Source organism: Pseudomonas sp. Q11 (assembly GCF_024494355.1).
Taxonomy (GTDB): Bacteria; Pseudomonadota; Gammaproteobacteria; order Pseudomonadales; family Pseudomonadaceae; genus Aquipseudomonas; species Aquipseudomonas hefeiensis.
In genome coordinates this window covers 142,801-168,742 of record NZ_JAKNQY010000012.1, presented here as the reverse complement: position 1 = coordinate 168,742, position 25,942 = coordinate 142,801, and the positions used below count along the sequence as shown (strand labels likewise).

Genomic DNA, 25,942 nt, shown 5'->3' with positions numbered 1-25,942 from the left:
GATGGCGGCGGCACATTCAGCAAGGATGCAAGCTGGCCCAGCGCTTTCGCGAGCAGGTTGTGCAGGCTGGCGTCAGGGCTGGCGCTGGAAGGCATAGTCCCGTTCGACATTGCACACCCGCGTGTGGCAATGGGCGTACCAGGTCGAGCGACCGCGTTCGCGGATTGCGCTGTGTTCGGGGTGCTGCTTCCAGGCCAGGATCGCCGCTTCGCTGCTCCAGTAGGACACGGTGATGCCCAAGCCGTCTTCGCCACGGGCCGATTCGGCGCCGAGAAACCCCGGCTGCTCCCGTGCAAGGGCAAGCATGCGCTCAGCGGCGTGGGCGTAACCTTGGTCCCCCTCAGTGCGCAGGGAGGTGAAAATTACCGCGTAATACGGGGTGCTCATGATGCTGTCCTTCGGCAAGCCTCGACAAACGCCCTGACCAGCGGCGGCACACGTCCCTCCAACGCGGCGCGCTCAGGCTGAAACAGAGTCGCGACAAAAAAAGGATGATCGTCCAGCTCCACGGCCCGTAAATCGCCAGCCGAATCCCGGGCCACCGCGTGCAAACGGTCACTCAGCAAATCCCGCTCAAACTGTGGATTGACCCCAAAGCTACACCCGATAACCTTCGAAAACCGTGAGGCGCCCATAGGCCTTGGCAATCAACGAATCGGCGTCAAGCTCAAGACTGTCGATGGTTTCGACCAAGGCACAGCTCAACGGCGTCAGCAATGGCCGTTCAGCCTCGGGAGCTGTTTCGCCATGGGCGGCATCGGCCCAGCCCATCACATTGCGGGCGTATTCCAGCACGGCATGCTGAAAGCCGCCGCAAGTGCCGAGGAAAGGACGGCGCTGTTCGCGGGCAAAGCGAATGGCTTGCAGGGCGCCGCTTTCGTTTCGGTAAGGGCTGCCGGGCACGCACCAGACCCCGTCAAAATCATTCAGGACGGCGCTGTCGGTGATGAGGTCGGTGGCCAGCCATTGAAAACCAATGTGATGACCGGTTTGTTTGCCGACCAGCTCGAGTGCGATGGGGATTGCCTGATGGGCCGTTATTTGAGGGTCGTGGTCGCCGACCAGGGCGATGTGCAAAGAACGTTGGTTTTCCATGAGAGAGGCTCGCCGCTTGTTGATTCCTGGTCGTCACTATAAATTGGCGCTCGCGCAATCAATATTGGCGTTTACCCAAGTGATCAATGCACCGACGCACTATCGTCTGGACTATCCCGATCTGTCCCTGATCCTGGCGCTGGTCCGTGGCGGCTCGCTGGCCCGGGCCGCGCGCTTGCTGCACGTGGATGTGTCCACGGTCTTCCGCTCGGTACGTCGGCTGGAGGCCGCCCTGGGCCAACCCTTGTTCGAAAAAAGCCGTGCAGGTTATTTGCCCACGAGTCTGGCCCAGGCGCTGGCTGAGCAGGCCGAACGCGCCGAGCAGGCGTTGGAGGCTGCACGTATTGGGGTGGAGCAGGGCGGTGAGGTCGTCAGCGGCACGGTGCGCCTGACCTGCACCGACTCGGTTCTGCAAGCGTTGTTGCTACCGGCTCTGGCGCGGTTCATGCCTGCTTACCCGGCGCTGTCCCTTGAGCTGAGCACCTCGAACGACTTCGCCAACCTGAGCCGCCGCGACGCCGACATCGCGTTGCGACTGACCCGTACGCCGCCGGAACATCTGGTCGGGCGGCATCTGGGCAATGTGGTTTATCGGGTATGTGCCAGTGCAACTTATCTGCAATCGCTGGAACGGGATGATCTGGCCGCCATGATCTGGATCGCGCCGGATGACTTTCTCCCCGATCACCCCTCTGTGGCTTGGCGCCGCCAGCATCTACCCGGCGTCGTGCCGGCTTATCGCTGCAACAGCATGCTCTCGGTCACCGAGTTGGTTCGCGCCGGGCTGGGTGTTGCGGCGTTGCCGGACTTTCTAATCGGCGAAAACAAGGGGCTGATACCCATTGGCGAACCGCTGGCGGGGTATGACACGGCCCTTTGGTTGCTGACCCGGCCGGACTGCCGTGCGCTGCGTTCAGTAGTGACGCTGTTTGATGAACTGGGGCGCAACCTGCGGTTACGTTGATATTCAGCGCTGGTAGCGAGCCAGGAACATATCGAGGGCCGATTCAATCACCTGAATCTGTTCATCTTGGGTCAGGCACGGCTGGCCCATGGAAATTTGGGGCCAGAACGCGAACGTCTTGATCAGGCCATGCATCTGCTGGGCGGCAAACGCCGGCTCCACGGCCTTCAATCGGCCATCAGCCTGGGCCTGACGAATCCAGACGGTCAGGCCTTCTTCGCGCTGACCCATGCGCGCAACCATATCCTGGGCCCGCTCGGGCGAATGAATCGTCGCGGCAATGGCGATGCGCGCCAAGTCGAGAAAATTATCGTCCGCCAGCATGTGCAATTTGGCTCGCAGCAGTTTCCGAAGCTGCTCACGAAGGGGCTGCTCCGGGCTGTAGGCCATGTCCTGTTCTGCGGTAATGCTGTTCCACAATCGATTCAGAATTTCCGCAAACAACTCCTCTTTGCTGGGGAAGTGGTTATACACCGTGCGCTTTGATACCCCCGCCGTCGCCGCGATCTTGTCCATGCTGGTGATCTCGAAACCGCTGCTACGGAATTCGGCAATCGCGGCCTGGAGGATGGATTCGCGTTTTCGCTCGGTGAGTCGCTGCAGCGGTACGGTCATGTTAATCATCATCTGGAGAAGGGAAGTTACACTTGGCAGTTTACTTGCTCCCGGGATTGCTGCAATCTACAAACTACACCGAGTAGTGTAGTTTCGACTCAAGCGGCTGAGCGTGCATGCAACGGCCATTAGCGTCCCACAACGGCGAAGCGCAATTGCGACGACGTCCTTGGAGTTTTCGCATCATGACCATTTTTTCTTCGACTGACAGCCCTGCGGTGCTTCCTTCATCCCGGCAGGAACAAGGGAAGTACCGTAACCACGCACCTACACCGCGCCAAGGGCTCGGCCAGATGCTACGCATCATGTGGAACATGATCTTTCACAAACCGCGCAACACCCGTCCTGCGGGCACCATCGAGGTACAACCGCTGACGCGCGCCGACCTGCTGGCCGCGCCGAACAACAGCGTCTTCCGCCTCGGGCATTCCACGGTGCTGCTCAAGCTGCGAGACAAATTCTGGCTGACCGACCCGGTTTTTTCCGAGCGCGCCTCCCCCGTGCAATGGGCTGGCCCCAAGCGTTTTCATCAGCCGCCGATCAGCCTGGAAGAGCTGCCGCCAATCGAGGCGGTGATCCTCTCCCATGATCACTACGACCATCTCGATCATCAGGCCATCCTCCAACTTGCCGCCAAGACCCGGTATTTCCTGGCCCCTCTCGGGGTGGGCGACACCCTGATCAAATGGGGCATCGACGCCAGCAAGGTGCGTCAACTGGACTGGTGGCAGGGCACCGAAGTGGAAGGTATCGAGTTCATCGCCACACCTTCCCAGCATTTTTCCGGTCGTGGCCTGTTCGACGGTAACAGCACGTTATGGGCCTCGTGGGTGATGATCGATGGCGCCACCCGGATATTCTTCAGCGGCGACACCGGTTATTTCGACGGCTTCAAACGCATTGGCGAGCGATACGGCCCATTCGACCTGACGCTGATGGAAACCGGCGCCTACAACGTCGAATGGCCGCACATCCACATGCAGCCGGAGCAAACGTTGCAAGCGCATATCGACCTCAGGGGGCGCTGGTTGCTGCCGATTCACAACGGCACGTTCGATTTGTCGATGCATGCCTGGTACGAACCCTTCGATCGCATCCTGGCCCTGGCCTGGGAGCGCAACGTCTGCATCACCACCCCGCAAATGGGTGAAGCCTTCAGCCTCGCGCAGCCGCAACGTGGCCGGGCCTGGTGGCTAGACGTGGAACCCTCGGCTTATCAAGACCAGCCCGACATGGCCTGACCCTCGACGCATCGATCATTCGATCATGGCGTAGTCTGGCCGCCCCATTGGATCCGGCGTGGCGCCTTTGATATTCATGCCGCGCCCCGGCGCAAAGCCAGGGAAGAACACCAGGCCTTCGGCTTCAAACCGAAAGGCCAGGGCCAGGCGGGTGACATCAAGTAGCTCGCCCCCCGCTTCGAAGCGCCGAATGGCCTGGGTCGAGACCCCAGACTGGCGTGACAACTCCTCGACACTCCAGCCGAGCATGGCTCGAGCCTGCGCGCTGTGGGCAGGGGTGAATTGATAGACAGCGATGCGTTCCAGAGTGGTTTTGATTGCGAGCGAGGCCATGGGAGTTCTCCAAAGCTGTGGATTCAAAAAATACTGTGTTTTTGTACAGTTGTTTTGAGTCCTGATCAATCTCATTTTTTTGATCAATGACCGGTGGTCTTCTCCAGCCAGGCACTCGGCGCGTGACCCAGCACCCGGCGAAACATGGTGGAGAACGCTGCGGGGCTGTCGTAGCCCAGATCCAGAGCAATACGGGTTACCGAATCTCCTACAACCAATCGAGACAGTGCCGACATCACACACGCCTGTTGTCGCCATTGGCTGAAACTCAACCCGGTTTCCCGGCTGAACAGCCGATTGAACGAGCGCAGGCTGACAGGCAACTGCGCCGCCCATTGCGCGGGCGAGGCGTGGGCGTCAGGGGCTTTCAGAAACGCCTGGCACAGGCCGAGCAGCCGCGGGTCCTTGGGCAGGGGTAGGTGCAGCGGCAAATGGCTGCTGCGCAACAGTTCGTGCAGCAACAGATTGATCAACGCGCCGTCGCGTCCGGCCAAGTCGTATTCCGGCACAAGCTCCACGGCTTCCAGCAGCAACTGGCGCATCAGGGGCGACACGCTGATGACCTGGCAACGGGCGTCCATGGCCGTCACCGCGGCCGGTTCGATGTACAAGCTGCGCGTGCTGACCCCCAGCATCAGCACCTCATGGGCAACCCCGGGCGGGATCCATACCGCCCGTTGCGGCGGCACCACCCAATTACCGTCTTCGGTGCGGACCTGCATCACACCAGTGGCGCCATACAGCAACTGCGCCCGGCGATGATGGTGCGAGGGCAGTAAATGTCCGTGGGGGTAGTCGGTGCCAATGGCGACGACAGCCCTGGGTATCGCATCCAATAAATCGATCGAAGTGTTGCGCATCGAGGGACTACTCACGTTGGCGTAAACGCAAACATTATTGGCTTGTTTGCTAGAGCAGGCCAGGCTTTGTTTGTCTAACGTGGGGCGCCTCCCATTTCACGGATTCGCCTCGATGTTCTATGTATTGCTTGCGTGCTTCGGTTGCCTGAGTGGCGTAACGGCGGTGCTGTTCGGCTTTGGCGGCGGTTTTGTCGTGGTGCCTTTGATGTATCGCATGCTGATGGCCCATCACTCGGGTGACGCCATCGGTGAATCGGCGATGCACATTGCCGTCGCCACCTCCACTTGCGTCATGATCGTCAACGCCCTGGTCGCCACCGGAAAGCACCACCGCGCCGGTCAGTTGATGGGTCATTACCTGTGGCCGTTCGGCGGCTTCATTGCGCTAGGGGCGGTCTTCGGCGCAGCGGCCGCCACTTGGCTGAATGGCGAGGTTATCCGCTACGCCTTCATGGCTTACCTGGGCCTGACCATCCTGGATTGCCTGCTACGGCGCGGTTTTCTGACACGCGCCAGCGATGCCGTCCTACGACCTTTGGCACCAATGGAGACCGCGTTGGGCGGCACAACCATCGGAATCATCGCCACGATGCTGGGCGTCGGCGGCAGCGTCATGACCGTGCCACTGCTGCGCCGTTGTGGCCTGAACATGTCCCAGGCCACGTCGATGGCCAATCCGCTGAGCGTGCCTGTCGCCCTGGCCGGCACTGTCACCTACATGGCTTTGGCCAGCTTCACCGGGATAGACTTCGGCCGGTGGTTTGTCGGTTACGTAGATTTGATGGCCTTTGTTGTGCTCACACTCGGCGCGCTACTGGGCATCCGCCTGGCAACGCCATGGATCGGGCGGATACCGGATCGGCTGCATGCTTGGGTCTATATTGGATTGTTGGTTATTGTGATGCTTGGCATATCGATACAATAAGTCAGCGCACGGCGTTGCTCGAAATCCAGTGAAGGAGGGGGGCATGTCGATATCTGACGAAGACACATAAGTATTTTTCATGCATTTTCCAGAGAACCTGAATGTTGATCTTCAACTGCACCGAAGCGGCCAGCAACTTCTTCAGCCGTGTGAGCAAAGGCAAGAAAATCACTCCAGTGGAGAAACCACCATCGTCCGTTATTGAAGACGATGAGGTGGCTGAATTCGCCGAACAGTGGCTGGTTCACGCAATCACTGTGCAGCGTAAGCACGTGTTGTTCGTCATTCACGTGCAAACCCGTTACTGCATGATTTTCGCCGACGCGAAAAAAGCTGACGTCGAAGGCTTTGTTCAACGGTTTTCCGAGCGATGGATCAATGGCCTGATGCGTGACGGGGGACAGCACGACCTCCTTCGCTGGGTTGATGGCGAAACGATGATGGAGCGATTCCAGGAAAGTTGTTGTGAGTACGTTTTTTACAAACGCGGTCATCGCGGTGCGCAAAAACACATCAACGAAATTTCCTGGATTTTCGAGGACTGCGCCGCCGAATGGGGAACGTTACCCTCTGATGAGTTCTCCGCGGGCCGCTTCGATGGCGATATGAACCACACCCCGAGAAGCAGTAAAGGGCACAAGGACTACTACTTCCCGGATGAGGAAATGATCGTGCACTGGTTGCGCTGTTACGGCGGGCTGGATGATTCCGCCGTCCAGGCAGCCCGTGAACGACGCATGGAAGTGGTACGGGAGATAAGGGCGTTCGAACGGCAACTTGCTCAAGAAGCGCAATGAAGAAGGTTTAGCGCTACAGCTACCTTAGGCGAAGTTACTTGTCGGCCAACCCCGGCGCTTCCCGAATAATGAAGTGATCCAGGTTCTCGATATTGGCACTGAACACCCCGAACGTCTGCTCGGGGTTTTTCTTGCTCGGCACCTGTTTCAACTCCGGCGTCACGCCATAAAAGAAGCAATACAACGGCGCGTCACTCTCGATGGCGTGCTTGATCTCTTCCAGAAACGCTTTGCGCTTGCGGTAGTTGTCGATCAGCTTCTTGCTCAGGTAAACGTTCACCGAGTAAGGCTTCTTCTTCGCCTCGCCCGGTTGCTTGAACCAGACCTTTGCTTCGAAGTCGATGCGAAAGCTTTGTGTGTAATCCTTGATCTCCTTGATCTTGCCCCAGTAAACCAGCCCCTTGTTGTCCAGCAGGTACTCGATCTTCTTGAAGAACGACCCATAGGGCGCCGTGTGCTCGCCAATCTTCAGCGGCATGCGCTTGAGCAGCTCCTTGTCCGCGAAGTTCGACACAAAACACTCCACCGGATGGGCGAAGACACTGGTCTTGTCCGGCCCTGAGTCACGGCTTGGGTGCTCGACATTATTGGCGGCTGAAGGCTCTCGCTCATCGCGCAGAACGTCCGCCACCACCGTCGGGCTGGATGGCTTGCGCACATACTCACGCCGAGTCAGCAACAACTCCGACGGGAAATGCTCCTCCGGACCGTCATCCGTTTCACCGCCATCCACCTCCAGGCCCGACGCCGGAGTCTTCAGGCTGACATAAGGACAACCCTCGATATGCCGCGTGCTGGGGATGTTCTTGAAGTGCGGCGTGCGCACGTAATTCACGTTCTTGGCGTTGAACGTCCCCAACACATTCGCCGCATCAAACGCCGCCCGACAGGCATCGTTGGGGCATTGAAACTGTTCCTTCGCGGAATCGAACGCCACCGTCTCGTCAAAATTCAAATCGCGCACGTCATAGATCGACAGCTTGTCGTCGAGGCTGAGGCAGTAGGCGAGGTCGAATTTCATCGGGGCTCGGGTCCATGAGGGGGAAATGTATTAATAGCGAAGGGCAGCGCCGGTTGCACTCGAAGTTTCAATACACCACAAAAACCTGTGGGAGCGAGCCTGCTCGCGATTCCCAAAACCACCCGGTCATCAAGCCTGCCACCAACCCGTGACCTGACCCCACCCCGTGGCGAGGGAGCTTGCTCCCGCTGGGCTGCGCAGCAGCCCCCGTTTTTGCTGCCATGTGCAAGATGTCGACCAAGGCCCTGTACCAGATCGAGAAAGACAAGGGTAATCCGACCCTCAGCACCCTCGACGCCATCCTGAGGAAATTCGGGTTGAGCCTTGGGCTGACCAAGACTGACAGAACCATTTACTCGCCGCCTCCTGAGCAGCGAAAAATGGACTCTAAAATGCCCGTTCGCGGCGCTAATCCTAAACGCAAGTCCACAGGACAGCTCAGTAAAGTTGCTACTCTGCCAAACGCTGCAAAGGCCAAGGATGATGACAAGGGATGACCGTATGAGTGAACAGCTACAGGTAACCTTGCAAGAAGCAAAGGCTCAGCTCTTTTAACTGGGTGTGCGTGCATGGCAGGGCGACAGGGTAGTGATAACCAAGGCCGGCAAGCCCTATCTGAATCTGCTACCCCATGTCGATACACCGCAGGCGCGCAGGCCTGGACGGTTGAAGGGGAAGATTCGGATGCCGGCGGATTTTGACAGCATTCCCAAGGACATCATCGAAGGTTTTGAAGGCCGGCTATGAGTTGAGTACAGACGAATCTTCTTGATCTGATTTTTCAGCAGAAGCCTCAGCCATGCAGGCCTCGTCGAACTCCCGCATAGTGGCCTGGTCGATAGCGCCGATTTTCAGCAGCGCTTCGGCCGAGCTGTGAATCGACTAGAAGGCGTCACTTTTGATTTTTTTTGCCATTACATATCTCCGTAGATTCTTTTCCGTCCAGCAGAAGCTGGACGTTTCCCGAGACCACTGTCCCACACAGTAAAAAACGCTGAAACCTCCCCGCGATTCTCAGATACAGCGCGGCAATCAAACCTGCCACCACACTGTGGCGAGGGGATTTATCCCCGCTGGGCTGCGCAGCAGCCCCAACCTAACTATTCATCACTCAGCAACCAACCGACCAACCTTCTCATACAAAGACAAAGTGAAGGCCTCCTTGTCACTGGCAAGGTGACAACGTCGATGGCAGTTCGGACACAGCGCAACGGCATTGGTAATGCTATCCGACCCTTTCTGAGCCAGGTGCTTCACATGATGCACTTCAAGAAACGGCAGCCCATCCACCTCGAACGGCGCTTGCTGACCGCAACCTTCGCAGACACCTTTAGCCAACTCAGCAACCCACGCCCGGACTTTCGGATCCCGAACGTAAGACGTCGTGGTCGTACTGACTTGCTGCGGGTTTGGATTCCCTGATGGCTCGATCTTAAGCCCTTTCTTTTGCAGCTTGGCGGCTCGATTGATCAACGTCTTGTGATCAGCGGTTGGGGCAGATTCTCCCGCCCCAGGCACCACTTTATTAGCAAGCACCTTGCGGATTCGCTGAGCCACACCAGCGCCAATGTTCTTGGCCGGCATGTAGCCGCTGATTCGCGGTAAATCCATCTGCTCCAGCACCGCCGAGATATTTTGCATGCGGTACTCAACCGACGAGGCACTGCGCTTGCTCAATGGCCCATCACGCAAAAGTTGGTTCTCCACCGACTTTCTAAAGGTTTGGCCGTTTAACTCGCGGTCGAGCATATTCAAGTAAGCATCAACCGACGCCTCAAGCTCTTCGTCGCTCCAAGCGCTTTTTTCCTTTGGGGTATCCATACAATCGCCGAGGATTAAAAACCCTCGGACGATACTGACTGGCCATTACGGCTGTCTACGAAAATTCCTACAGAAGAAGCAGAGCCTTCGCTCGGAGGGTCCTACGACACTGAATGCCCAGACATGTGAAACACCTCCAACAGCCTACGCCACCAAGGCTTTGCCGCCACCGCTCGACCGCGAGTCCGGTTGAGCAACAGATACGGCATGTCCCGAAGCCGAATCCAACCGTCGTTTTGCCAATGCAGCAGACTCAAGGACATCTCAGGCCAGTCCAAAACGCTCAACATTGGCCGCTCGGTATCACTGGAGGGCTGGGCGTCCCGCAATGCCGGTACCACCTGATGCGTCAGCCACTCGCGCAACAAGCGATTCCCCGGCGCGTAGTGGTAAACCAACAGGGCGTACACGCCAGACTCACTGAGCATCAGCCGCTTTTCAGGCTGGCCGTGATAACGAATCAACAGAACGTGCCGCTGGTCCTCATCCAGTTTGCTGACCATACGATCGCTCAGGTGCATACCCATCAATCGGCCGAGGTCACGGGCGCAGAACCAGGGTTGGTTTTCCAGGAGGAGGGCGTGGAGGTGGAGGTTTAGGCGAGTGAATACCGTCGGCATGTAAGCATCAGGCATGATCGATCTCCGAGGTGTACGGAGAGCTTGCTGGTTCTTCTTGAGCATAACGACCTCTACGTATTGAAGTTAGCGGCGCGAGCCCGACGTAGAGGGTGTAAGAAAAATCCCAACAAGCTCTTTCGCTATACCGAGTTGCACACGTCCTTGAACAGTATGCGGCTCTATATTTGGCGATCAGCTACTACGTTGGGCGTTTCTTAGGCACCTGCGACTAAGATAGGTAATGAGGAGATGCGGCGTCAATGCGGAACGATTCTGAGTTTTTCGTAGGACAAAGGTCGCTTTGCTGTCCTGAAATTAAACGGGGTTTTGATTCCATGGAAAACAAAAAACCCCGTTTTCACGGGGTTTTTATTTAAGCGTGCAGGCTAAGATTTTTCTTTCGAATCAATCCCAGCTAAGCGCCCCACCCGTCTGATACTCAATCACCCGAGTCTCAAAGAAGTTCTTCTCTTTCTTCAAGTCCATGATCTCGCTCATCCAAGGGAACGGGTTCGTCGTCCCTGGATACTCTTCCTTCAGACCAATCTGCGACAGACGACGGTTAGCGATGAACTTGAGGTAGTCCTCCATCATCGCCGCATTCATCCCCAACACCCCACGAGGCATGGTGTCGCGCGCGTATTCGATCTCCAGTTGGGTCCCTTGCAGGATCATCTGGGTCGCTTCTTCCTTCATTTCGGCATCCCACAAGTGCGGGTTTTCGATTTTGATCTGGTTGATCACGTCGATGCCGAAGTTCAGGTGCATGGATTCGTCGCGCAGGATGTATTGGAACTGCTCGGCGACGCCGGTCATTTTGTTGCGCCGGCCCATGGAGAGGATCTGGGTGAAGCCGCAGTAGAAGAAGATGCCTTCCAGGACGCAGTAGTAGGCGATCAGGTTGCGCAGCAACTCTTTGTCGGTGTCCGGGGTGCCGGTTTCGAACTTCGGATCGGAGATCGAACGGGTGTATTTCAGGCCCCAGGCGGCTTTTTTCGCGACCGATGGGATCTCGTGGTACATGTTGAAGATTTCGCCTTCATCCATGGCCAGCGATTCGATGCAGTACTGGTAGGCGTGGGTGTGGATCGCCTCTTCAAACGCCTGGCGCAGGATGTACTGGCGGCATTCGGGGTTGGTGATCAGGCGGTACACGGCCAGGACCAGGTTGTTGGCAACCAGGGAGTCGGCGGTGGAGAAGAAGCCCAGGTTGCGCATCACGATGCGGCGTTCGTCGTCGGTCAGGCCTTCCGGGGTTTTCCAGAGGGCGATGTCGGCGGTCATGTTGACTTCTTGCGGCATCCAGTGGTTAGCGCAGCCGTCCAGGTACTTCTGCCAGGCCCAGTCGTATTTGAATGGCACGAGCTGGTTGAGGTCGGCGCGGCAGTTGATCATGCGCTTTTCATCGACGGCGACACGGGCGGAGGCGCCTTCGAGTTCGGCGAGGCCTTCGGCGACGTCGAGTTTGTCGAGGGCGGCCTTGGCGCGAACGATCGCGGCCGAGTCGCTGGCCGTCACGGCCCGGGCTTCGAGGGCGGCGGCACCGCCGGCGCTGTCGAGGCGGTCCATGTTGGCTTCAGAAGCGTGGCCGGCGTTGGCGCCTTTTACAGCGACTTCGCCGTCTTCTTTGTCGAATTCGTCCCAGCTCAGCATGACGTGTTGTCTCCTGCGTGAGGGCCAGATGCCCGTTGAAGGCCTACTGGCCGCGGTGGATCTTGGAAAATCGTTTGTTGCAGCAGCTGACGCAGGCAATAAACAAAAAAATGTACGGGTCGTTCTGAAGCGGCTGTGAGCGCGAGGAGGCGATGGGCCTCTGCGTGGGCTTCAGGCTGGTTTGACTCCCTGTAAGGGAATATTGCAGGCCCGTTTAAGGCGGCATTATAAGGACTTTTTTGCCTACGTGCTGCGGCGAAATCGCCCACGGAGGAGGTGGCGGGCGGCATATCCGCGTGGGAGCAAGGGTTTACAAGGCTTTGGCCGTTGAAGATTTTTTTTGCATGAGTCGGGTGACGGTATTTTTTGATCAAAAAACGAGCGTTTTTTGCGGTTTTGCACTACATGTTGTGTTTGCAAGGGCTTTTTGACGGTTACAGACACAACCAAGCCCGAACTGAATCGGGCTATGGAAAATGCCATTAATGATCAACCAATGTGTGCCGAACCGGTGTGGTCGTAGCCATCCTCAGCGACGGTAGCCGAGCCGGTGCGGTCGTAACCGTCTTCAGCGACAGCGGAACCGGTGCGGTCATAGCCGTCGGCGGCAAAGGTATGGGCGGCCAGGACGGAGAGGGTCAGGGCGAGGATCAGTTTGGTGTTCATGGAGGTTGCTCCTGGTTCGTTAAAGTTGATCAGCCGTTCGAGCAGCCGGTGCCCATGACGCTGTAGCGCAGGATGTGGCGCTGGCCTTGGGAGTCGTCGTATTCCATCTTGGCCGGGACCACTTCGCAGACGTTCGGGATATCGCTCATGGAGATGACTTTGGCGATGTCCAGGTGGGTGGAGTAGGTGTACTCCTCAATGGCTGGCTTTTGCTGTGCAACGTCGGTCGGGGCCTCGTCTGCCATCGCGGTGGCGCTCAGGCCGGCGATGACCAGAACCCATAAAGCTTTCATTTGTTTCACCTTTTTTGAGGTCGAGTGGGGTCACGCAACCTTTTTGGGGCTGCGTGTGGAGCAGGTTTTTTGAGGGTTGATTAACGGCCTTCGTGGGGGCTGTGTTGCGTTAATCGTGTTTGCCGGTTGGCGAGGTGGATTTTAGGGGGTGGGGTTAATCGCAAAAAGACCGGGTTTTGATAAACACTGTTGGTTGATCTGGTAATAATCGCTGCAGAGTCCGGTAGCTGCCTGTGCCATCGATGTTGGATGTGCCGCCTCTATCGCGAGCAGGCTCGCTCCCACAGGGGGAGCGGCGTTGGACACAAAGTAAGCGTTCAATGGAAAAATTGTGGGAGCGAGCCTGCTCGCGATGGCGGTGTGTCAGTCAATATCAATGCAAACTGACCCACCACCCTCAGGAGAAAGCCCACTCCCACACAGGGGAAATGCCTGCTGGCAGGGGTTTGCACGTTAGTACCGACATTTTGTAGGGACTTGTTACTACCATCGTCGAATGGTTCTATAGGCCTGCCCCGGCTACAACGGGTACATACAAAAACAACTATGTCACCGAGGTAAGAAAGATGAGTGCGGCTTCTCTGTATCCCGTTCGTCCCGAGGTAGCGGCTAACACGCTGACTGACGAGGCGACCTACAAGGCCATGTACCAGCAGTCGGTGGTCAACCCGGATGGTTTCTGGCGCGAGCAGGCCAAGCGCCTCGACTGGATCAAGCCTTTCACCACGGTGAAGCAGACGTCCTTTGACGATCACCATGTCGACATCAAGTGGTTTGCCGATGGCACCTTGAACGTTTCCTACAACTGCCTCGACCGTCATCTGGCCGAGCGCGGCGATCAGATTGCGATCATCTGGGAGGGCGATGACCCTGCCGAGAGCCGCAATATCACCTATCGCGAGCTGCATGAAGAAGTCTGCAAGTTCGCCAACGCCCTGCGCGGCCAGGATGTGCATCGCGGCGACGTGGTGACGATCTACATGCCGATGATCCCCGAAGCCGTGGTCGCCATGCTGGCCTGCACCCGGATCGGCGCGATTCACTCGGTGGTGTTCGGCGGTTTCTCGCCGGAAGCACTGGCCGGCCGGATCATCGACTGCAAATCCAAAGTGGTGATCACTGCTGACGAAGGTATTCGTGCCGGCAAGAAGATCCCGCTCAAGGCCAATGTCGATGATGCGTTGACCAACCCGGAAACCAGCAGCATCCAGAAGGTCATCGTGTGCAAGCGCACCGGTGGTGGTATCAAGTGGAACCAGCACCGCGACATCTGGTACGAAGACCTGATGAAAGTGGCCGGCACCGTTTGTGCGCCGAAGGAAATGGGCGCCGAAGAGGCGCTGTTCATCCTCTACACCTCCGGTTCCACCGGCAAGCCAAAGGGCGTGCAGCACACCACCGCCGGCTACCTGCTCTATGCGGCCCTGACCCATGAGCGTGTGTTCGACTACAAGCCGGGCGAAGTCTATTGGTGCACCGCCGACGTCGGCTGGGTCACCGGCCACAGCTACATCGTCTACGGCCCGTTGGCCAATGGCGCGACCACGCTGTTGTTCGAAGGCGTGCCGAACTACCCGGACATCACTCGGGTGGCCCAGGTCATCGACAAGCATAAGGTCAATATTCTCTACACCGCGCCGACCGCCATCCGCGCGATGATGGCCTCGGGCACCGCCGCCGTCGAAGGCGCCGATGGCAGTAGTCTGCGCCTGCTGGGTTCGGTGGGTGAGCCGATCAACCCGGAAGCCTGGGACTGGTATTACAAGAATGTCGGCAAGGAGCGTTGCCCGATCGTCGACACCTGGTGGCAGACCGAAACCGGTGGCGTGCTGATCAGCCCATTGCCGGGTGCCACGGCGTTGAAGCCAGGTTCGGCCACGCGTCCGTTCTTCGGTGTGGTGCCGGCGCTGGTGGATAACCTCGGCAACCTGGTGGAAGGCGCGGCCGAAGGCAACCTGGTGATCCTCGATTCGTGGCCAGGCCAGGCGCGTACGCTGTACGGCGACCACGACCGCTTTGTCGATACTTACTTCAAGACCTTCAGTGGCATGTACTTCACCGGTGACGGTGCGCGTCGTGACGAGGACGGCTACTACTGGATCACCGGTCGGGTGGACGACGTGCTCAACGTGTCCGGCCACCGCATGGGCACGGCCGAGATCGAAAGCGCCATGGTTGCCCACCCGAAAGTCGCCGAAGCGGCGGTGGTGGGTGTGCCACACGACATCAAGGGGCAGGGCATTTATGTCTACGTGACCCTCAATGCCGGCGAAGAAACCAGCGAGGCCCTGCGTCTGGAACTGAAGAACTGGGTGCGCAAGGAGATCGGTCCGATTGCCTCGCCAGACGTGATCCAGTGGGCCCCGGGCCTGCCGAAAACCCGTTCCGGCAAGATCATGCGCCGCATCCTGCGCAAGATCGCCACGGCGGAATACGATGGGCTGGGTGATATCTCTACCTTGGCTGATCCGGGCGTGGTGGCGCATCTGATCGAGACGCACAAGACCATGAATGTTGCCTGACGGTAGCCCGTAACACCGAAAAGCCCCGCCTGGCGTTTGCCGGGTGGGGCTTTTTTTATCGGTGGCTGAGGCGCGATGTGGCCTGGCAGTGGGCGCCTTTGTGGCGAGGGAGCTTGCTCCCGCTCGGCTGCGCAGCAGTCGTAAGTCGGTCAACGCGGTATGACTGAATGAGCGCGGTGCCTGGCTTTTGGGGCTGCTGCGCAGCCCAGCGGGAGCAAGCTCCCTCGCCACAGGGTTTGGTGTTCGGCTGACAGGTGTTCGAATAATATCGGCGTTTAAAGTAGGAGGGGTCTGAGCGTTACCGACGTTTCCAAATGTGTAACCAAAGGCGCCATCACGGGGCGATGTGCAACGCAATGCCCCGTTTCAGGGCCTTTTCTCGCTGTTCGTGAAAGAAGGCGACACGCTGTGCTTGCCGGATTAGAAGGGTTTGCGAATAATGGGCCCGCTATTTGCAGCATGGATCGGTTCCCTTTCTTTTGCTCTTGCATGAATTTGCGGGGCTGTCAATGCGCTCAGGTCGCGTTTTCTGTGCTTCTGTAATTTGTTGTCGCATTGAAGAAATATCGGCTTCGGGCCTGTCGTTAGAATGCCGATCACTCGCTCGTCGTGAGCTGCGTTGAATTGACGCACGCTTTCTTAGGACGCAGCACTAAAGTTCGTTCCACCCATTCGCATATTGGGCTGTTGCTCACTCTGCCGTTTTTGCCCTTTCCCGATGGAGTCCCAAGATGAAGAAACTTGTGCTGCTTGGCGCCCTGGCACTGTCCGTGCTGTCCCTGTCGACATTCGCCGCAGAAAAGCCCCTGAAAATCGGTATCGAAGCGGCTTACCCGCCGTTCGCCTCGAAATCCCCGGACGGCAGTATCGTCGGTTTCGACTACGACATCGGCAATGCACTGTGCGAAGAGATGAAGGTCGAGTGCGTGTGGGTCGAGCAGGAATTCGACGGCCTGATCCCGGCGCTCAAGGTGCGCAAGATCGACGCGATCCTGTCATCCATGTCCATCACTGAAGATCGCAAGAAGTCCGTTGATTTCACCAACAAGTACTACAACACCCCGGCCCGTCTGGTGATGAAGGCTGGCACCCAGGTCAGCGAAGGCCTGACCGAGCTCAAGGGCAAGAACGTCGGCGTGCAGCGCGGTTCGATCCACGAGCGCTTCGCCCGTGAAGTCCTGGCCCCGCTGGGTGCCGAGATCAAGCCGTACGGTTCGCAGAATGAAATCTACCTGGACCTGTCCGCCGGCCGTCTCGACGGCACCGTGGCAGACGCTACCCTGTTGGATGACGGTTTCCTCAAGACCGACGCAGGCAAGGGCTTTGCGTTCGTGGGCCCGGCCTTCACCGATGTCAAATACTTCGGTGACGGCGTAGGCATCGCGGTTCGCAAGGGTGATGCCCTCAAGGACAAGATCAACGGCGCAATTGCCGCCATTCGCGAGAACGGCAAATACAAGCAAATCCAGGACAAGTACTTCGCCTTCGATATCTACGGCCAGTAACAACGTCCCGCCACTCGTGCGAAATGGCGCAAGCAACAGGATCTCTGCGGTTTGCGCCATTTTTTCATCCCACTCTCGAGGACCTGAATCATGTTGAAAGGCTACGGGGCTGTCATCCTCGATGGCGCATGGTTGACGCTTGAGCTCGCCTTGTCGTCCATGGCCCTGGCCATTGTCCTGGGGCTGATCGGCGTCGCGTTGCGCCTCTCGCCGGTGCGCTGGCTGGCGTGGCTGGGTGACCTGTATTCCACGGTCATTCGCGGCATTCCCGACCTTGTGCTGATCCTGCTGATTTTCTATGGCGGCCAGGACCTGCTCAATCGCGTGGCACCGATGCTCGGTTATGACGATTACATCGACCTGAATCCGTTGGCGGCCGGTATCGGCACCCTGGGGTTCATTTTCGGTGCGTACCTGTCGGAAACCTTTCGCGGCGCGTTCATGGCCATCCCCAAGGGGCAGGCCGAGGCGGGCATGGCGTATGGCATGAGTGGGTTCCAGGTGTTTTTCCGGGTGATGGTGCCGCAGATGATTCGCCTGGCGATTCCGGGGTTCACCAACAACTGGCTGGTGTTGACCAAGGCCACGGCGCTGATTTCGGTGGTGGGCCTGCAAGACATGATGTTCAAGGCCAAGCAGGCGGCGGATGCCACCCGCGAGCCTTTCACCTTCTTCCTGGCAGTGGCGGCAATGTACCTGGTGATTACCAGTGTCTCGTTGCTGGCATTGCGTCAACTTGAGAAGCGCTATTCGGTAGGCGTAAGGGCGGCTGATCTATGATCTTCGACTACAACGTCATCTATGAAGCCTTGCCGCTGTACTTCAGTGGCCTGCTGACCACCTTGAAGCTGCTGGCCCTGTCGCTGTTCTTCGGTCTGCTGGCGGCGTTGCCCCTGGGGCTGATGCGGGTGTCCAAGCAGCCGGTCGTCAACATGACCGCCTGGCTCTATACCTATGTGATTCGCGGCACGCCGATGCTGGTGCAGCTGTTTTTGATCTACTACGGATTGGCGCAGTTCGAAGCCGTACGCGAGAGCTTCCTCTGGCCGTGGCTGTCCAGCGCGACCTTCTGTGCGTGCCTGGCCTTTGCCATCAATACCAGCGCCTACACCGCCGAAATCATCGCCGGCAGCCTGCGAGCCACGCCTAACGGTGAGATCGAGGCGGCCAAGGCCATGGGCATGTCGCGCTACAAGCTGTATCGCCGGATCCTGCTGCCATCGGCCCTGCGCCGGGCGCTGCCGCAATACAGCAACGAAGTGATCATGATGTTGCAGACCACCAGCCTAGCCTCCATCGTGACCCTGATCGACATCACTGGGGCCGCGCGCACGGTGAATGCACAGTACTACTTGCCGTTCGAGGCTTACATCACGGCCGGCGCTTTCTACCTGTGCCTGACTTTTATTTTGGTGCGCCTGTTCAAGCTGGCCGAGCGCCGCTGGCTGGGTTACCTGGCCCCGCGCAAGCACTGATAACGCATCGATCCGATCGACTGCTCAACGACTGACGTTTTGTGAGAACCGACCGCATGTACAAGCTCGAAGTCCAAGACCTGCATAAACGCTATGGCAGTCACGAGGTGCTCAAGGGCGTGTCCCTCAAGGCCGCCGCCGGCGATGTGATCAGCATCATCGGCTCCAGTGGCTCGGGCAAGAGTACCTTCCTGCGTTGCATCAACCTGCTTGAGCAACCTCATGCCGGCAAGATTTTGCTCAACAACGAAGAGCTGAATCTGGTGGCGGGCAAGGACGGTGCCTTGAAGGCCGCCGATCCCAAGCAACTGCAGCGCATGCGTTCGCGGCTGTCGATGGTGTTCCAGCATTTCAATCTGTGGTCCCACATGACTGCGCTGGAGAACATCATGGAGGCGCCGGTGCACGTGCTGGGCGTGGCCAAGGCCGAGGCGCGCGAAAAGGCCGAGCACTACCTGAACAAGGTCGGCGTGGCGCATCGCAAGGACGCCTACCCGGGCCACATGTCCGGCGGTGAACAGCAGCGCGTGGCAATTGCCCGGGCGCTGGCGATGGAGCCGGAAGTCATGCTGTTCGACGAACCGACTTCGGCCCTTGATCCGGAGCTGGTGGGCGATGTGCTCAAAGTGATGCAGGCCCTGGCGCTGGAAGGCCGGACCATGGTGGTGGTGACCCACGAAATGGGCTTTGCCCGGGAAGTGTCGAATCAGTTGATCTTCCTGCACAAAGGCATCGTTGAAGAAAGCGGCAACCCGCGCGAAGTGCTGGTCAATCCGCAATCGGAGCGGCTGCAACAATTTCTTTCGGGCAGCCTCAAGTAATCGCTCCCGTTACGCACCTGATTCAGGTCATGCTGCGCACCGCGCGCCAGATGGTCTAATTTGGTTGCAGCCGCTTTTGGCTTTAACACTGTTTTCGCTTCGGATTGCCCACCATGACTGCCCATCGAATTGGTTTCCTGATTTGGCCCAGCACTAAAGCCTTGACGCTGGCGCTGGCCGAGGAGGCCTTGCGTGTTGCTCAGCGGGTGCATCCGGATGTCGTCTACGAATTGTCGTTCTTACAGGCTGAGCCGCAGACCGAAGGCGCCTGGCAGCTACCGGGCGAACCCTGGGCCGGCAAGCTCGAAGGGTTCCAGAAACTGTTCCTGCTGGCCGACGAGCCGCCGACTACCCTTGCGCCGCCCCTGAGCAGCGCGCTCAAGCAACTGGTGCGTGCCGGTTGTGTGATTGGCGGTTTGTCCGCCGGTGTCTACCCGTTGGCCCAATTGGGTTTGCTCGATGGTTTCCGCGCCGCCGTGCATTGGCGCTGGCAGGACGACTTTGCCGAGCGTTTTCCCAAGGTCATTGCCACCAGCCATCTGTTTGACTGGGACCGCGATCGCCTGACCGCTTGCGGTGGCATGTCGGTGCTCGATCTGCTGCTGGCGGTGCTGGCGCGCGATCACGGCGCGGAACTGGCCGGCGCGGTCTCGGAAGAACTGGTGGTCGAGCGCATCCGCGAGGGTGGCGAGCGCCAGCGCATCCCGTTGCAAAACCGTCTGGGCTCCAGCCATCCGAAGCTCACCCAGGCCGTGCTGTTGATGGAAGCCAACATCGAAGAGCCGCTGACCACCGACGAAATTGCCCAGCATGTGTGCGTGTCCCGTCGCCAGTTGGAGCGGATCTTCAAGCAATACCTCAATCGTGTGCCAAGCCAGTACTACTTGGAACTGCGTTTGAACAAGGCCCGGCAGATGCTGATGCAGACCAGCAAATCCATCATTCAGATCGGCCTGTCCTGCGGCTTCTCCTCGGGGCCGCATTTTTCCAGTGCCTATCGCAACTTCTTCGGCGCCACGCCCCGGGAAGACCGCAACCAGCGGCGCAGCAGCAGCCCATTCGAGTTGTCGTCGGTACCGTCCGAACGCGGCTAGGGCCGGCACAATTGCCCTGTGACCAAGGAGCCTGTGGGAGCAAAATCCGTGGGAGCAAGGCTTGGGGAGCAAGGCTTAGGGGGCAAGGCTTGGGGAACAAGGTCTGTGGGAGCAAGGCTTGCCCGCGATGCAGGCGACGCGGTCCTTGGTGAACCCAGGCGCCTGCATCGCGAGCAAGCTTTGCTCCCACAGATAAATCCCCTCGCCACAAGGTTTTGCATGGCGAGGGAAATGTCGGCGCCGGCGCCTAAAATCCCGCGACAACGTTTAAACTGCGCCTTTGCGACCCTATTTGTCGCATTGCCATAAACCCGCTAAAAACGGGGGTTGGCGCTATAAGAAGTTGTCGCTTGGCGACAAGGCCGGGCTGAAAACTGTCCTTACAATCCCCTCATCGCTCGCCAGTTCCAGGCGGGTGTTCCTCTTCAGGAGACTCCGATGTCCGTTGAGCAAGCCGCCGTACAACGCGCCGATTTCGATCAGGTTATGGTCCCCAACTACGCGCCAGCTGCTTTCATACCTGTGCGTGGCGCCGGTTCCCACGTGTGGGACCAGTCCGGTCGCGAACTGATCGACTTCGCCGGCGGTATCGCGGTCAACGTATTGGGGCATGCGCATCCGAAACTGGTCGCCGCCCTGACCGAACAAGCGAACAAGCTGTGGCATGTGTCCAACGTCTTTACCAATGAGCCGGCCCTGCGCCTGGCCCATAAACTGGTCAATGCAACCTTTGCCGAGCGGGCTTTCTTCTGCAACTCCGGCGCCGAAGCCAACGAGGCCGCCTTCAAGCTGGCCCGTCGCGTCGCGTTCGATCGTTTCGGTAGCGAGAAGTACGAAATCATTGCCGCGCTCAACAGCTTCCACGGCCGTACGCTGTTCACCGTGAACGTGGGCGGGCAATCGAAGTACTCCGACGGTTTCGGTCCTAAAATCACCGGTATTACCCACGTTCCCTACAACGACCTGGCGGCTTTGAAAGCGGCCATTTCGGACAAGACCTGCGCCGTGGTGCTGGAGCCGATCCAGGGCGAGGGCGGCGTATTGCCGGCCGAACTGGGTTACCTGCAAGGTGCCCGTGATTTGTGCGATGCCCACGACGCGCTGCTGGTCTTCGACGAAGTGCAGACCGGCATGGGCCGTAGCGGCCATCTGTTCGCCTACATGCATTACGGCGTGGTCCCGGACATCCTCACCAGCGCCAAGAGCCTGGGCGGTGGTTTCCCGATCGCGGCAATGCTCACCACCGAAGCGTTGGCCAAGCATCTGGTCGTCGGCACCCACGGCACCACTTACGGCGGCAACCCGCTGGCGTGTGCGGTGGCCGAAGCGGTGATCGATGTGGTCAATACGCCTGAGGTGCTCGCTGGTGTCAAAGCCAAGCACGACAAGTTCAAGGCCCGCCTGGAACAGATCGGCGAGAAATACGGCCTGTTCACCCAGGTGCGTGGTTTGGGGCTGCTGATCGGCTGTGTGCTGAACGACGCCTGGAAAGGCAAGGCCAAGGACATTTTCAACGCCGCCGAACAGGAAGGCCTGATGATCCTGCAGGCAGGTCCGGACGTGATTCGTTTCGCTCCGAGCCTGGTGGTCGAAGATGCTGACATCGATGCCGGCCTGGACCGCTTCGAGCGGGCCGCGGCGAAGCTGACGCAAGCCTGATTTTTAAAGGCCGGACCTGATCCATTGTGGGAGCGGGCTTGCTCGCGAAGAGGCCATCACATTCAACGCAAATGTTGACTGACAAACCGCCTTCGCGAGCAAGCCCGCTCCCACACTGAGTTTTTTTTCTCTGTGTCGACCAATGGGTCGAACCATTTATTTCAAGTAAAGGAGTGACACCATGCTGGTGATGCGCCCCGCACAAATGGCGGATCTGGGCGAGGTACAGCGTCTGGCTGCAGACAGTCCGATCGGTGTCACTTCCTTGCCGGATGACGTGGAACGCCTGAGCGACAAGATCGCTGCGAGCGAAGCCTCGTTCGCCGCCGAAGTCAGCTTCAACGGCGAAGAAAGCTATTTCTTCGTCCTTGAAGACAGCGCGACGGGCAAGCTGGCAGGTTGTTCGGCCATCGTTGCCTCGGCCGGTTATTCCGAGCCGTTCTACAGCTTTCGCAACGAGACGTTCGTTCACGCCTCCCGTGAGCTGAAGATCCACAACAAGATCCACGTGCTCTCCCAGTGCCACGATCTGACCGGTAACAGCTTGCTGACCAGCTTCTATGTGGTGCCGGAATTGGTCGGCTCGCCCTGGTCTGAACTCAATTCGCGTGGACGCCTGCTGTTCGTCGCCAGCCATCCGGAGCGCTTTGCCGATTCGGTGGTGACCGAGATCGTCGGCTACAGCGATGAAAATGGCGATTCGCCGTTCTGGGACGCCATCGGTCGTAATTTCTTCGACCTCAACTACGCTGCCGCCGAGCGCCTGTGCGGGCTGAAGAGCCGCACCTTCCTTGCCGAGCTGATGCCGCATTACCCGATCTACGTGCCGCTGTTGCCGGACGCCGCCCAGGAAGCCATGGGCCAGGTCCATCCGCGTGCGCAGATCACCTTCGACATCCTCATGCGTGAGGGTTTCGAGACCGATCATTACATCGACATCTTTGACGGCGGCCCGACTCTGCATGCCCGTGTCTCGGGGATCCGCTCGATTGCCCAGAGCCGCGTGGTGCCGGTCAAGCTCGGCGAGCCCGTCAAGGGCGCCGGCCGCCAATACCTGGTGGCCAACGCCCAGTTGCAGGATTACCGCGCCGTTCTGCTGGAGCTCGACTACGCGCCTGGCAAACCGGTGACCCTGGATATGGACGCGGCCGAAGCCTTGGGCGTTGGTGAGGGTGCCAGCGTGCGCCTGGTGGCGGTTTAACGCCTTACAGCTGAGTTTCGCGGGTGGCGCAAGCGGCCCGTTTGAGGAGATAGCATGATCGTTCGTCCCGTACGCAGCAGCGATTTACCCGCTCTGATTGCCCTGGCCCGCAGCACCGGCACCGGCCTGACCACCTTGCCGGCCAACGAAGAGCGCCTGGCTCATCGGGTCGGCTGGGCCGAGAAGACCTTTCGCGGCGAAGCCGGGCGTGGCGATGCGGACTACCTGTTCGTGCTCGAAGACGACGACGGTCGCGTGGTGGGCATTTCCGCCATCGCCGGGGCAGTTGGGTTGCGTGAGCCCTGGTACAACTTCCGGGTCGGCCTGACGGTCAGCGCCTCTCAGGAACTGAACATCTATCGGGAAATCCCGACGCTGTTTCTGGCCAATGACTTGACCGGCAATTCCGAACTGTGTTCGCTGTTCCTGCACGCCGACTACCGCAGTGGCCTCAATGGCCGCATGTTGGCCAAGGCGCGGCTGCTGTTCATCGCCGAATTCCCGAACCTGTTCGGCAACAAGATCATCGCCGAGATGCGTGGCATGTCCGATGACCGAGGCCGCTCGCCGTTCTGGGAAAGCCTGGGGCGGCACTTCTTCAAGATGGAGTTCAGCCAGGCCGATTATCTGACCGGTGTGGGCAACAAGGCCTTCATCGCTGAGCTGATGCCCAAGTTCCCGCTGTATACCTGTTTCCTGTCGGAGGATGCCCGGGCGGTGATCGGCCAGGTTCATCCCGACACGGAGCCGGCGCTGTCGATGCTCAAGAGCGAAGGTTTCAGCTACCAGGGTTACGTCGACATCTTCGACGCCGGCCCGGCCGTTGAATGCGAAACCGGCAAGATCCGCGCGATCCGTGACAGCCAGGCACTGGTATTGGCCATCGGCACGCCGGGCGACGACGCCACGCCGTTCATCATTCATAACCGCAAACGCGAAGACTGCCGCATCACTGCTGCGCCGGCGCGCTTCGCCGCGGGCACCCTGGTGGTTGATCCGCTGACTGCCAAACGTCTTCAACTCAACGCCGGCGATCAGGTGCGCGCCGTTGCGTTGTCCGCTGCTCGGGAGTCGAAATAATGAAGTCGTTGTACATCGCTGGAAGCTGGCTGGAAGGTCAGGGTGATCTCTTTGAGTCGTTGAACCCGGTGACCCAGCAAGTGCTGTGGTCGGGCAGTGGCGCCACGGCGGCGCAGGTGGAGTCGGCGGTGCAGGCCGCGCGTCAGGCCTTTCCGGACTGGGCCCGCCGCTCGCTGGATGAGCGTATCCAGGTGCTGGAGGCGTTTGCTGCTGCCTTGAAGAGCCACGCGGATGAACTGGCCCACTGCATCGGTGAAGAAACCGGCAAACCGTTGTGGGAAGCGACCACCGAAGTCACCAGCATGGTCAACAAGGTCGCCATTTCGATTCAAAGCTACCGCGAGCGGACCGGCGAAAAAAGCGGCCCCCTGGGTGACGCCACCGCCGTGCTGCGGCACAAGCCCCACGGTGTGGTGGCGGTGTTCGGCCCTTACAACTTCCCCGGCCATTTGCCCAACGGTCACATCGTCCCGGCCTTGTTGGCCGGCAACTGTGTGTTGTTCAAACCCAGCGAACTGACCCCGAAAGTCGCTGAGCTGACGGTCAAGTGCTGGGCTGAGGCCGGTCTGCCGGCGGGCGTGCTGAATCTGTTGCAGGGCGCGCGGGAAACCGGTATCGCCCTGGCGGCCAATCCGGGTATCGATGGGTTGTTTTTCACCGGCTCCAGCCGCACCGGCAACCTCTTGCATCAACAGTTTTCCGGGCGCCCGGACAAGATCCTGGCGCTGGAAATGGGCGGTAATAATCCGCTGGTGGTGGATGAGGTGGCGGACGTTGATGCGGCGGTCTACACCATCATTCAGTCGGCGTTCATTTCTGCCGGGCAGCGCTGCACCTGCGCGCGCCGCCTGTTGGTGCCGGAAGGGGCGTGGGGCGATGCCTTGCTGGCGCGCCTGGTGGCGGTCAGCTCGACGTTGGAAGTCGGCGCCTTTGATCAGCAACCGGCACCGTTCATGGGCTCGGTGATTTCCCTGGCCGCAGCGAAGGCGCTGATGGATGCGCAGAACCATTTGCTGGGCCTGGGCGCCGTGCCGTTGTTGGCCATGACTCAACCGCAAGCCCAGGCGGCGTTGCTGACACCGGGCATCCTGGATGTGACGACGGTGGCCGAGCGTCCTGATGAGGAGCTGTTCGGGCCGTTGTTGCAGGTGATTCGCTACTCGGATTTCGCCGCGGCAATCACCGAGGCCAACAACACCCAATATGGGCTGGCTGCGGGTCTGCTGTCGGATTCCCAGGAGCGTTACCAGCAGTTTTGGCTGCAGAGCCGTGCCGGCATCGTCAACTGGAACAAACAACTGACCGGCGCCGCCAGCAGCGCGCCGTTCGGCGGTGTTGGGGCCTCGGGCAACCATCGCGCCAGTGCTTATTATGCGGCCGATTATTGTGCGTACCCGGTGGCGTCGCTGGAAGCCCCGAGCCTTGTCATGCCGGCTGCCCTGACCCCCGGTGTGCGAATGTCTTGAGACCGCCATCGCGGGCAAGCCTTGCTCCCACAGATACGATGCAAAACCTGTGGGAGCGGGGATTGCTCCCACAGGAGCTATGCAAAACCTGTGAAAGCATGCCTTGCTCCCACAGGGGCTGTGCAAAACCTGTGAAGGCAAGACTTGCTCCCACAGGAGTTGTGCAAAACCTGTGAAGGCAAGACTTGCTCCCACAGGAGCTATGCAAAACCTGT

24 protein-coding genes and 2 pseudogenes are annotated in these 25,942 nt (G+C 59.1%); 15 read left to right on the top strand and 11 right to left on the bottom strand.

Annotation, left to right across the window (positions count from 1 at the left end; all coding sequences use genetic code 11):
* Positions 1-72: 72 nt before the first annotated feature.
* Together MA884_RS14980 and MA884_RS14975 are read right to left on the bottom strand one after the other, a co-directional pair.
* Positions 73-387, bottom strand: coding sequence for an antibiotic biosynthesis monooxygenase (locus MA884_RS14980; protein WP_256231249.1), 315 nt, complete (start codon positions 385-387; stop codon positions 73-75).
* Positions 384-1,095: pseudogene (locus tag MA884_RS14975) on the bottom strand (CTP synthase). Before MA884_RS14975 ends, MA884_RS14980 begins: the two are co-directional and overlap by 4 nt.
* Positions 1,096-1,111: 16 nt before the next feature.
* On the opposite strand from MA884_RS14975, the gene MA884_RS14970 reads away from it, so the two are divergent.
* A complete protein-coding gene (locus tag MA884_RS14970; protein WP_256231254.1) occupies positions 1,112-2,059 on the top strand; it encodes a LysR family transcriptional regulator in 948 nt (315 codons plus the stop codon).
* Positions 2,060-2,062: 3 nt separating this feature from the next.
* On the opposite strand, the gene MA884_RS14965 is transcribed toward MA884_RS14970, so the two are convergent.
* Positions 2,063-2,674, bottom strand: a complete 612-nt coding sequence (locus tag MA884_RS14965) for a TetR/AcrR family transcriptional regulator (RefSeq protein ID WP_256231248.1) — start codon at positions 2,672-2,674, stop codon at positions 2,063-2,065.
* Between the two features lie 185 nt (positions 2,675-2,859).
* Between MA884_RS14965 and MA884_RS14960 the strand changes: the two genes are divergently transcribed.
* Positions 2,860-3,915, top strand: a complete 1,056-nt coding sequence (locus tag MA884_RS14960; RefSeq protein WP_256231247.1) for an MBL fold metallo-hydrolase — start codon at positions 2,860-2,862, stop codon at positions 3,913-3,915.
* Between the two features lie 15 nt (positions 3,916-3,930).
* Here MA884_RS14960 and MA884_RS14955 read toward each other — a convergent pair whose 3' ends face one another.
* Both MA884_RS14955 and MA884_RS14950 read right to left on the bottom strand, forming a co-directional pair.
* On the bottom strand, positions 3,931-4,248 hold the full coding sequence (locus tag MA884_RS14955; protein WP_256231246.1) for a helix-turn-helix transcriptional regulator: 318 nt from the start codon (positions 4,246-4,248) through the stop codon (positions 3,931-3,933).
* Between the two features lie 83 nt (positions 4,249-4,331).
* Positions 4,332-5,108, bottom strand: coding sequence for a helix-turn-helix transcriptional regulator (locus MA884_RS14950; RefSeq protein WP_256231245.1), 777 nt, complete (start codon positions 5,106-5,108; stop codon positions 4,332-4,334).
* Positions 5,109-5,220: 112 nt separating this feature from the next.
* Between MA884_RS14950 and MA884_RS14945 the strand changes: the two genes are divergently transcribed.
* Both MA884_RS14945 and MA884_RS14940 read left to right on the top strand, forming a co-directional pair.
* Positions 5,221-6,033 carry a sulfite exporter TauE/SafE family protein gene (locus MA884_RS14945; RefSeq protein WP_256231244.1) on the top strand — a complete coding sequence of 271 codons (813 nt, stop codon included), beginning with the start codon at positions 5,221-5,223 and terminating at the stop codon, positions 6,031-6,033.
* Between the two features lie 101 nt (positions 6,034-6,134).
* The gene (locus MA884_RS14940; RefSeq protein ID WP_256231243.1) at positions 6,135-6,830 is read left to right on the top strand and encodes a hypothetical protein; all 696 of its coding nucleotides are present in this window, start codon (positions 6,135-6,137) and stop codon (positions 6,828-6,830) included.
* Between the two features lie 34 nt (positions 6,831-6,864).
* Here the strand turns inward: MA884_RS14940 and MA884_RS14935 are convergent, their stop codons facing one another.
* Positions 6,865-7,851 (bottom strand): hypothetical protein, encoded by a 987-nt coding sequence (locus tag MA884_RS14935; RefSeq protein WP_256231242.1) that lies wholly within the window; start codon positions 7,849-7,851, stop codon positions 6,865-6,867.
* 212 nt (positions 7,852-8,063) lie between these two features.
* On the opposite strand from MA884_RS14935, the pseudogene MA884_RS14930 reads away from it, so the two are divergent.
* Positions 8,064-8,348, top strand: a pseudogene (locus tag MA884_RS14930) (helix-turn-helix domain-containing protein); the annotation flags it as partial.
* A gap of 610 nt (positions 8,349-8,958) precedes the next feature.
* Here MA884_RS14930 and MA884_RS14925 read toward each other — a convergent pair.
* From MA884_RS14925 to MA884_RS14905, 5 genes are all read right to left on the bottom strand, one after another.
* Positions 8,959-9,672 (bottom strand): HNH endonuclease signature motif containing protein, encoded by a 714-nt coding sequence (locus MA884_RS14925; RefSeq protein WP_256231241.1) that lies wholly within the window; start codon positions 9,670-9,672, stop codon positions 8,959-8,961.
* A 101-nt stretch (positions 9,673-9,773) separates the two neighbouring features.
* Complete coding sequence (locus tag MA884_RS14920; protein WP_256231240.1) at positions 9,774-10,307, bottom strand: Bro-N domain-containing protein; 534 nt, start codon at positions 10,305-10,307, stop codon at positions 9,774-9,776.
* Between the two features lie 390 nt (positions 10,308-10,697).
* The gene (locus tag MA884_RS14915; RefSeq protein ID WP_256231239.1) at positions 10,698-11,945 is read right to left on the bottom strand and encodes a ribonucleotide-diphosphate reductase subunit beta; all 1,248 of its coding nucleotides are present in this window, start codon (positions 11,943-11,945) and stop codon (positions 10,698-10,700) included.
* A gap of 489 nt (positions 11,946-12,434) precedes the next feature.
* Complete coding sequence (locus MA884_RS14910; protein ID WP_256231238.1) at positions 12,435-12,611, bottom strand: hypothetical protein; 177 nt, start codon at positions 12,609-12,611, stop codon at positions 12,435-12,437.
* A gap of 29 nt (positions 12,612-12,640) precedes the next feature.
* Positions 12,641-12,904 carry a DUF2790 domain-containing protein gene (locus tag MA884_RS14905; RefSeq protein WP_256231237.1) on the bottom strand — a complete coding sequence of 88 codons (264 nt, stop codon included), beginning with the start codon at positions 12,902-12,904 and terminating at the stop codon, positions 12,641-12,643.
* Positions 12,905-13,470: 566 nt separating this feature from the next.
* Here MA884_RS14905 and acs point away from each other — a divergent pair.
* From acs to astD, 10 genes are all read left to right on the top strand, one after another.
* The gene (acs, locus tag MA884_RS14900) at positions 13,471-15,426 is read left to right on the top strand and encodes an acetate--CoA ligase (RefSeq protein ID WP_256231236.1); all 1,956 of its coding nucleotides are present in this window, start codon (positions 13,471-13,473) and stop codon (positions 15,424-15,426) included.
* A gap of 731 nt (positions 15,427-16,157) precedes the next feature.
* Entirely contained in the window at positions 16,158-16,931 is a 774-nt protein-coding gene (locus MA884_RS14895; RefSeq protein ID WP_256231235.1) for an ABC transporter substrate-binding protein, read from the top strand.
* A gap of 90 nt (positions 16,932-17,021) precedes the next feature.
* Positions 17,022-17,711 carry an ABC transporter permease gene (locus tag MA884_RS14890; RefSeq protein WP_256231234.1) on the top strand — a complete coding sequence of 230 codons (690 nt, stop codon included), beginning with the start codon at positions 17,022-17,024 and terminating at the stop codon, positions 17,709-17,711.
* Positions 17,708-18,406, top strand: a complete 699-nt coding sequence (locus MA884_RS14885; RefSeq protein ID WP_256231233.1) for an ABC transporter permease — start codon at positions 17,708-17,710, stop codon at positions 18,404-18,406. The genes MA884_RS14890 and MA884_RS14885 overlap by 4 nt, the downstream gene beginning before the upstream one ends.
* A gap of 56 nt (positions 18,407-18,462) precedes the next feature.
* Complete coding sequence (locus tag MA884_RS14880; protein ID WP_256231232.1) at positions 18,463-19,227, top strand: ABC transporter ATP-binding protein; 765 nt, start codon at positions 18,463-18,465, stop codon at positions 19,225-19,227.
* 113 nt (positions 19,228-19,340) lie between these two features.
* Entirely contained in the window at positions 19,341-20,321 is a 981-nt protein-coding gene (locus tag MA884_RS14875; RefSeq protein ID WP_256231231.1) for a GlxA family transcriptional regulator, read from the top strand.
* 438 nt (positions 20,322-20,759) lie between these two features.
* Positions 20,760-21,980 carry an aspartate aminotransferase family protein gene (locus tag MA884_RS14870; protein ID WP_256231230.1) on the top strand — a complete coding sequence of 407 codons (1,221 nt, stop codon included), beginning with the start codon at positions 20,760-20,762 and terminating at the stop codon, positions 21,978-21,980.
* Between the two features lie 181 nt (positions 21,981-22,161).
* Positions 22,162-23,181 carry an arginine/ornithine succinyltransferase subunit alpha gene (gene aruF / locus MA884_RS14865; RefSeq protein WP_256231229.1) on the top strand — a complete coding sequence of 340 codons (1,020 nt, stop codon included), beginning with the start codon at positions 22,162-22,164 and terminating at the stop codon, positions 23,179-23,181.
* 54 nt (positions 23,182-23,235) lie between these two features.
* Positions 23,236-24,261, top strand: a complete 1,026-nt coding sequence (gene astA, locus MA884_RS14860) for an arginine N-succinyltransferase (protein ID WP_256231228.1) — start codon at positions 23,236-23,238, stop codon at positions 24,259-24,261.
* On the top strand, positions 24,258-25,727 hold the full coding sequence (gene astD, locus MA884_RS14855) for a succinylglutamate-semialdehyde dehydrogenase (protein WP_256231253.1): 1,470 nt from the start codon (positions 24,258-24,260) through the stop codon (positions 25,725-25,727). Before astA ends, astD begins: the two co-directional genes overlap by 4 nt.
* Positions 25,728-25,942 lie beyond the last annotated feature (215 nt).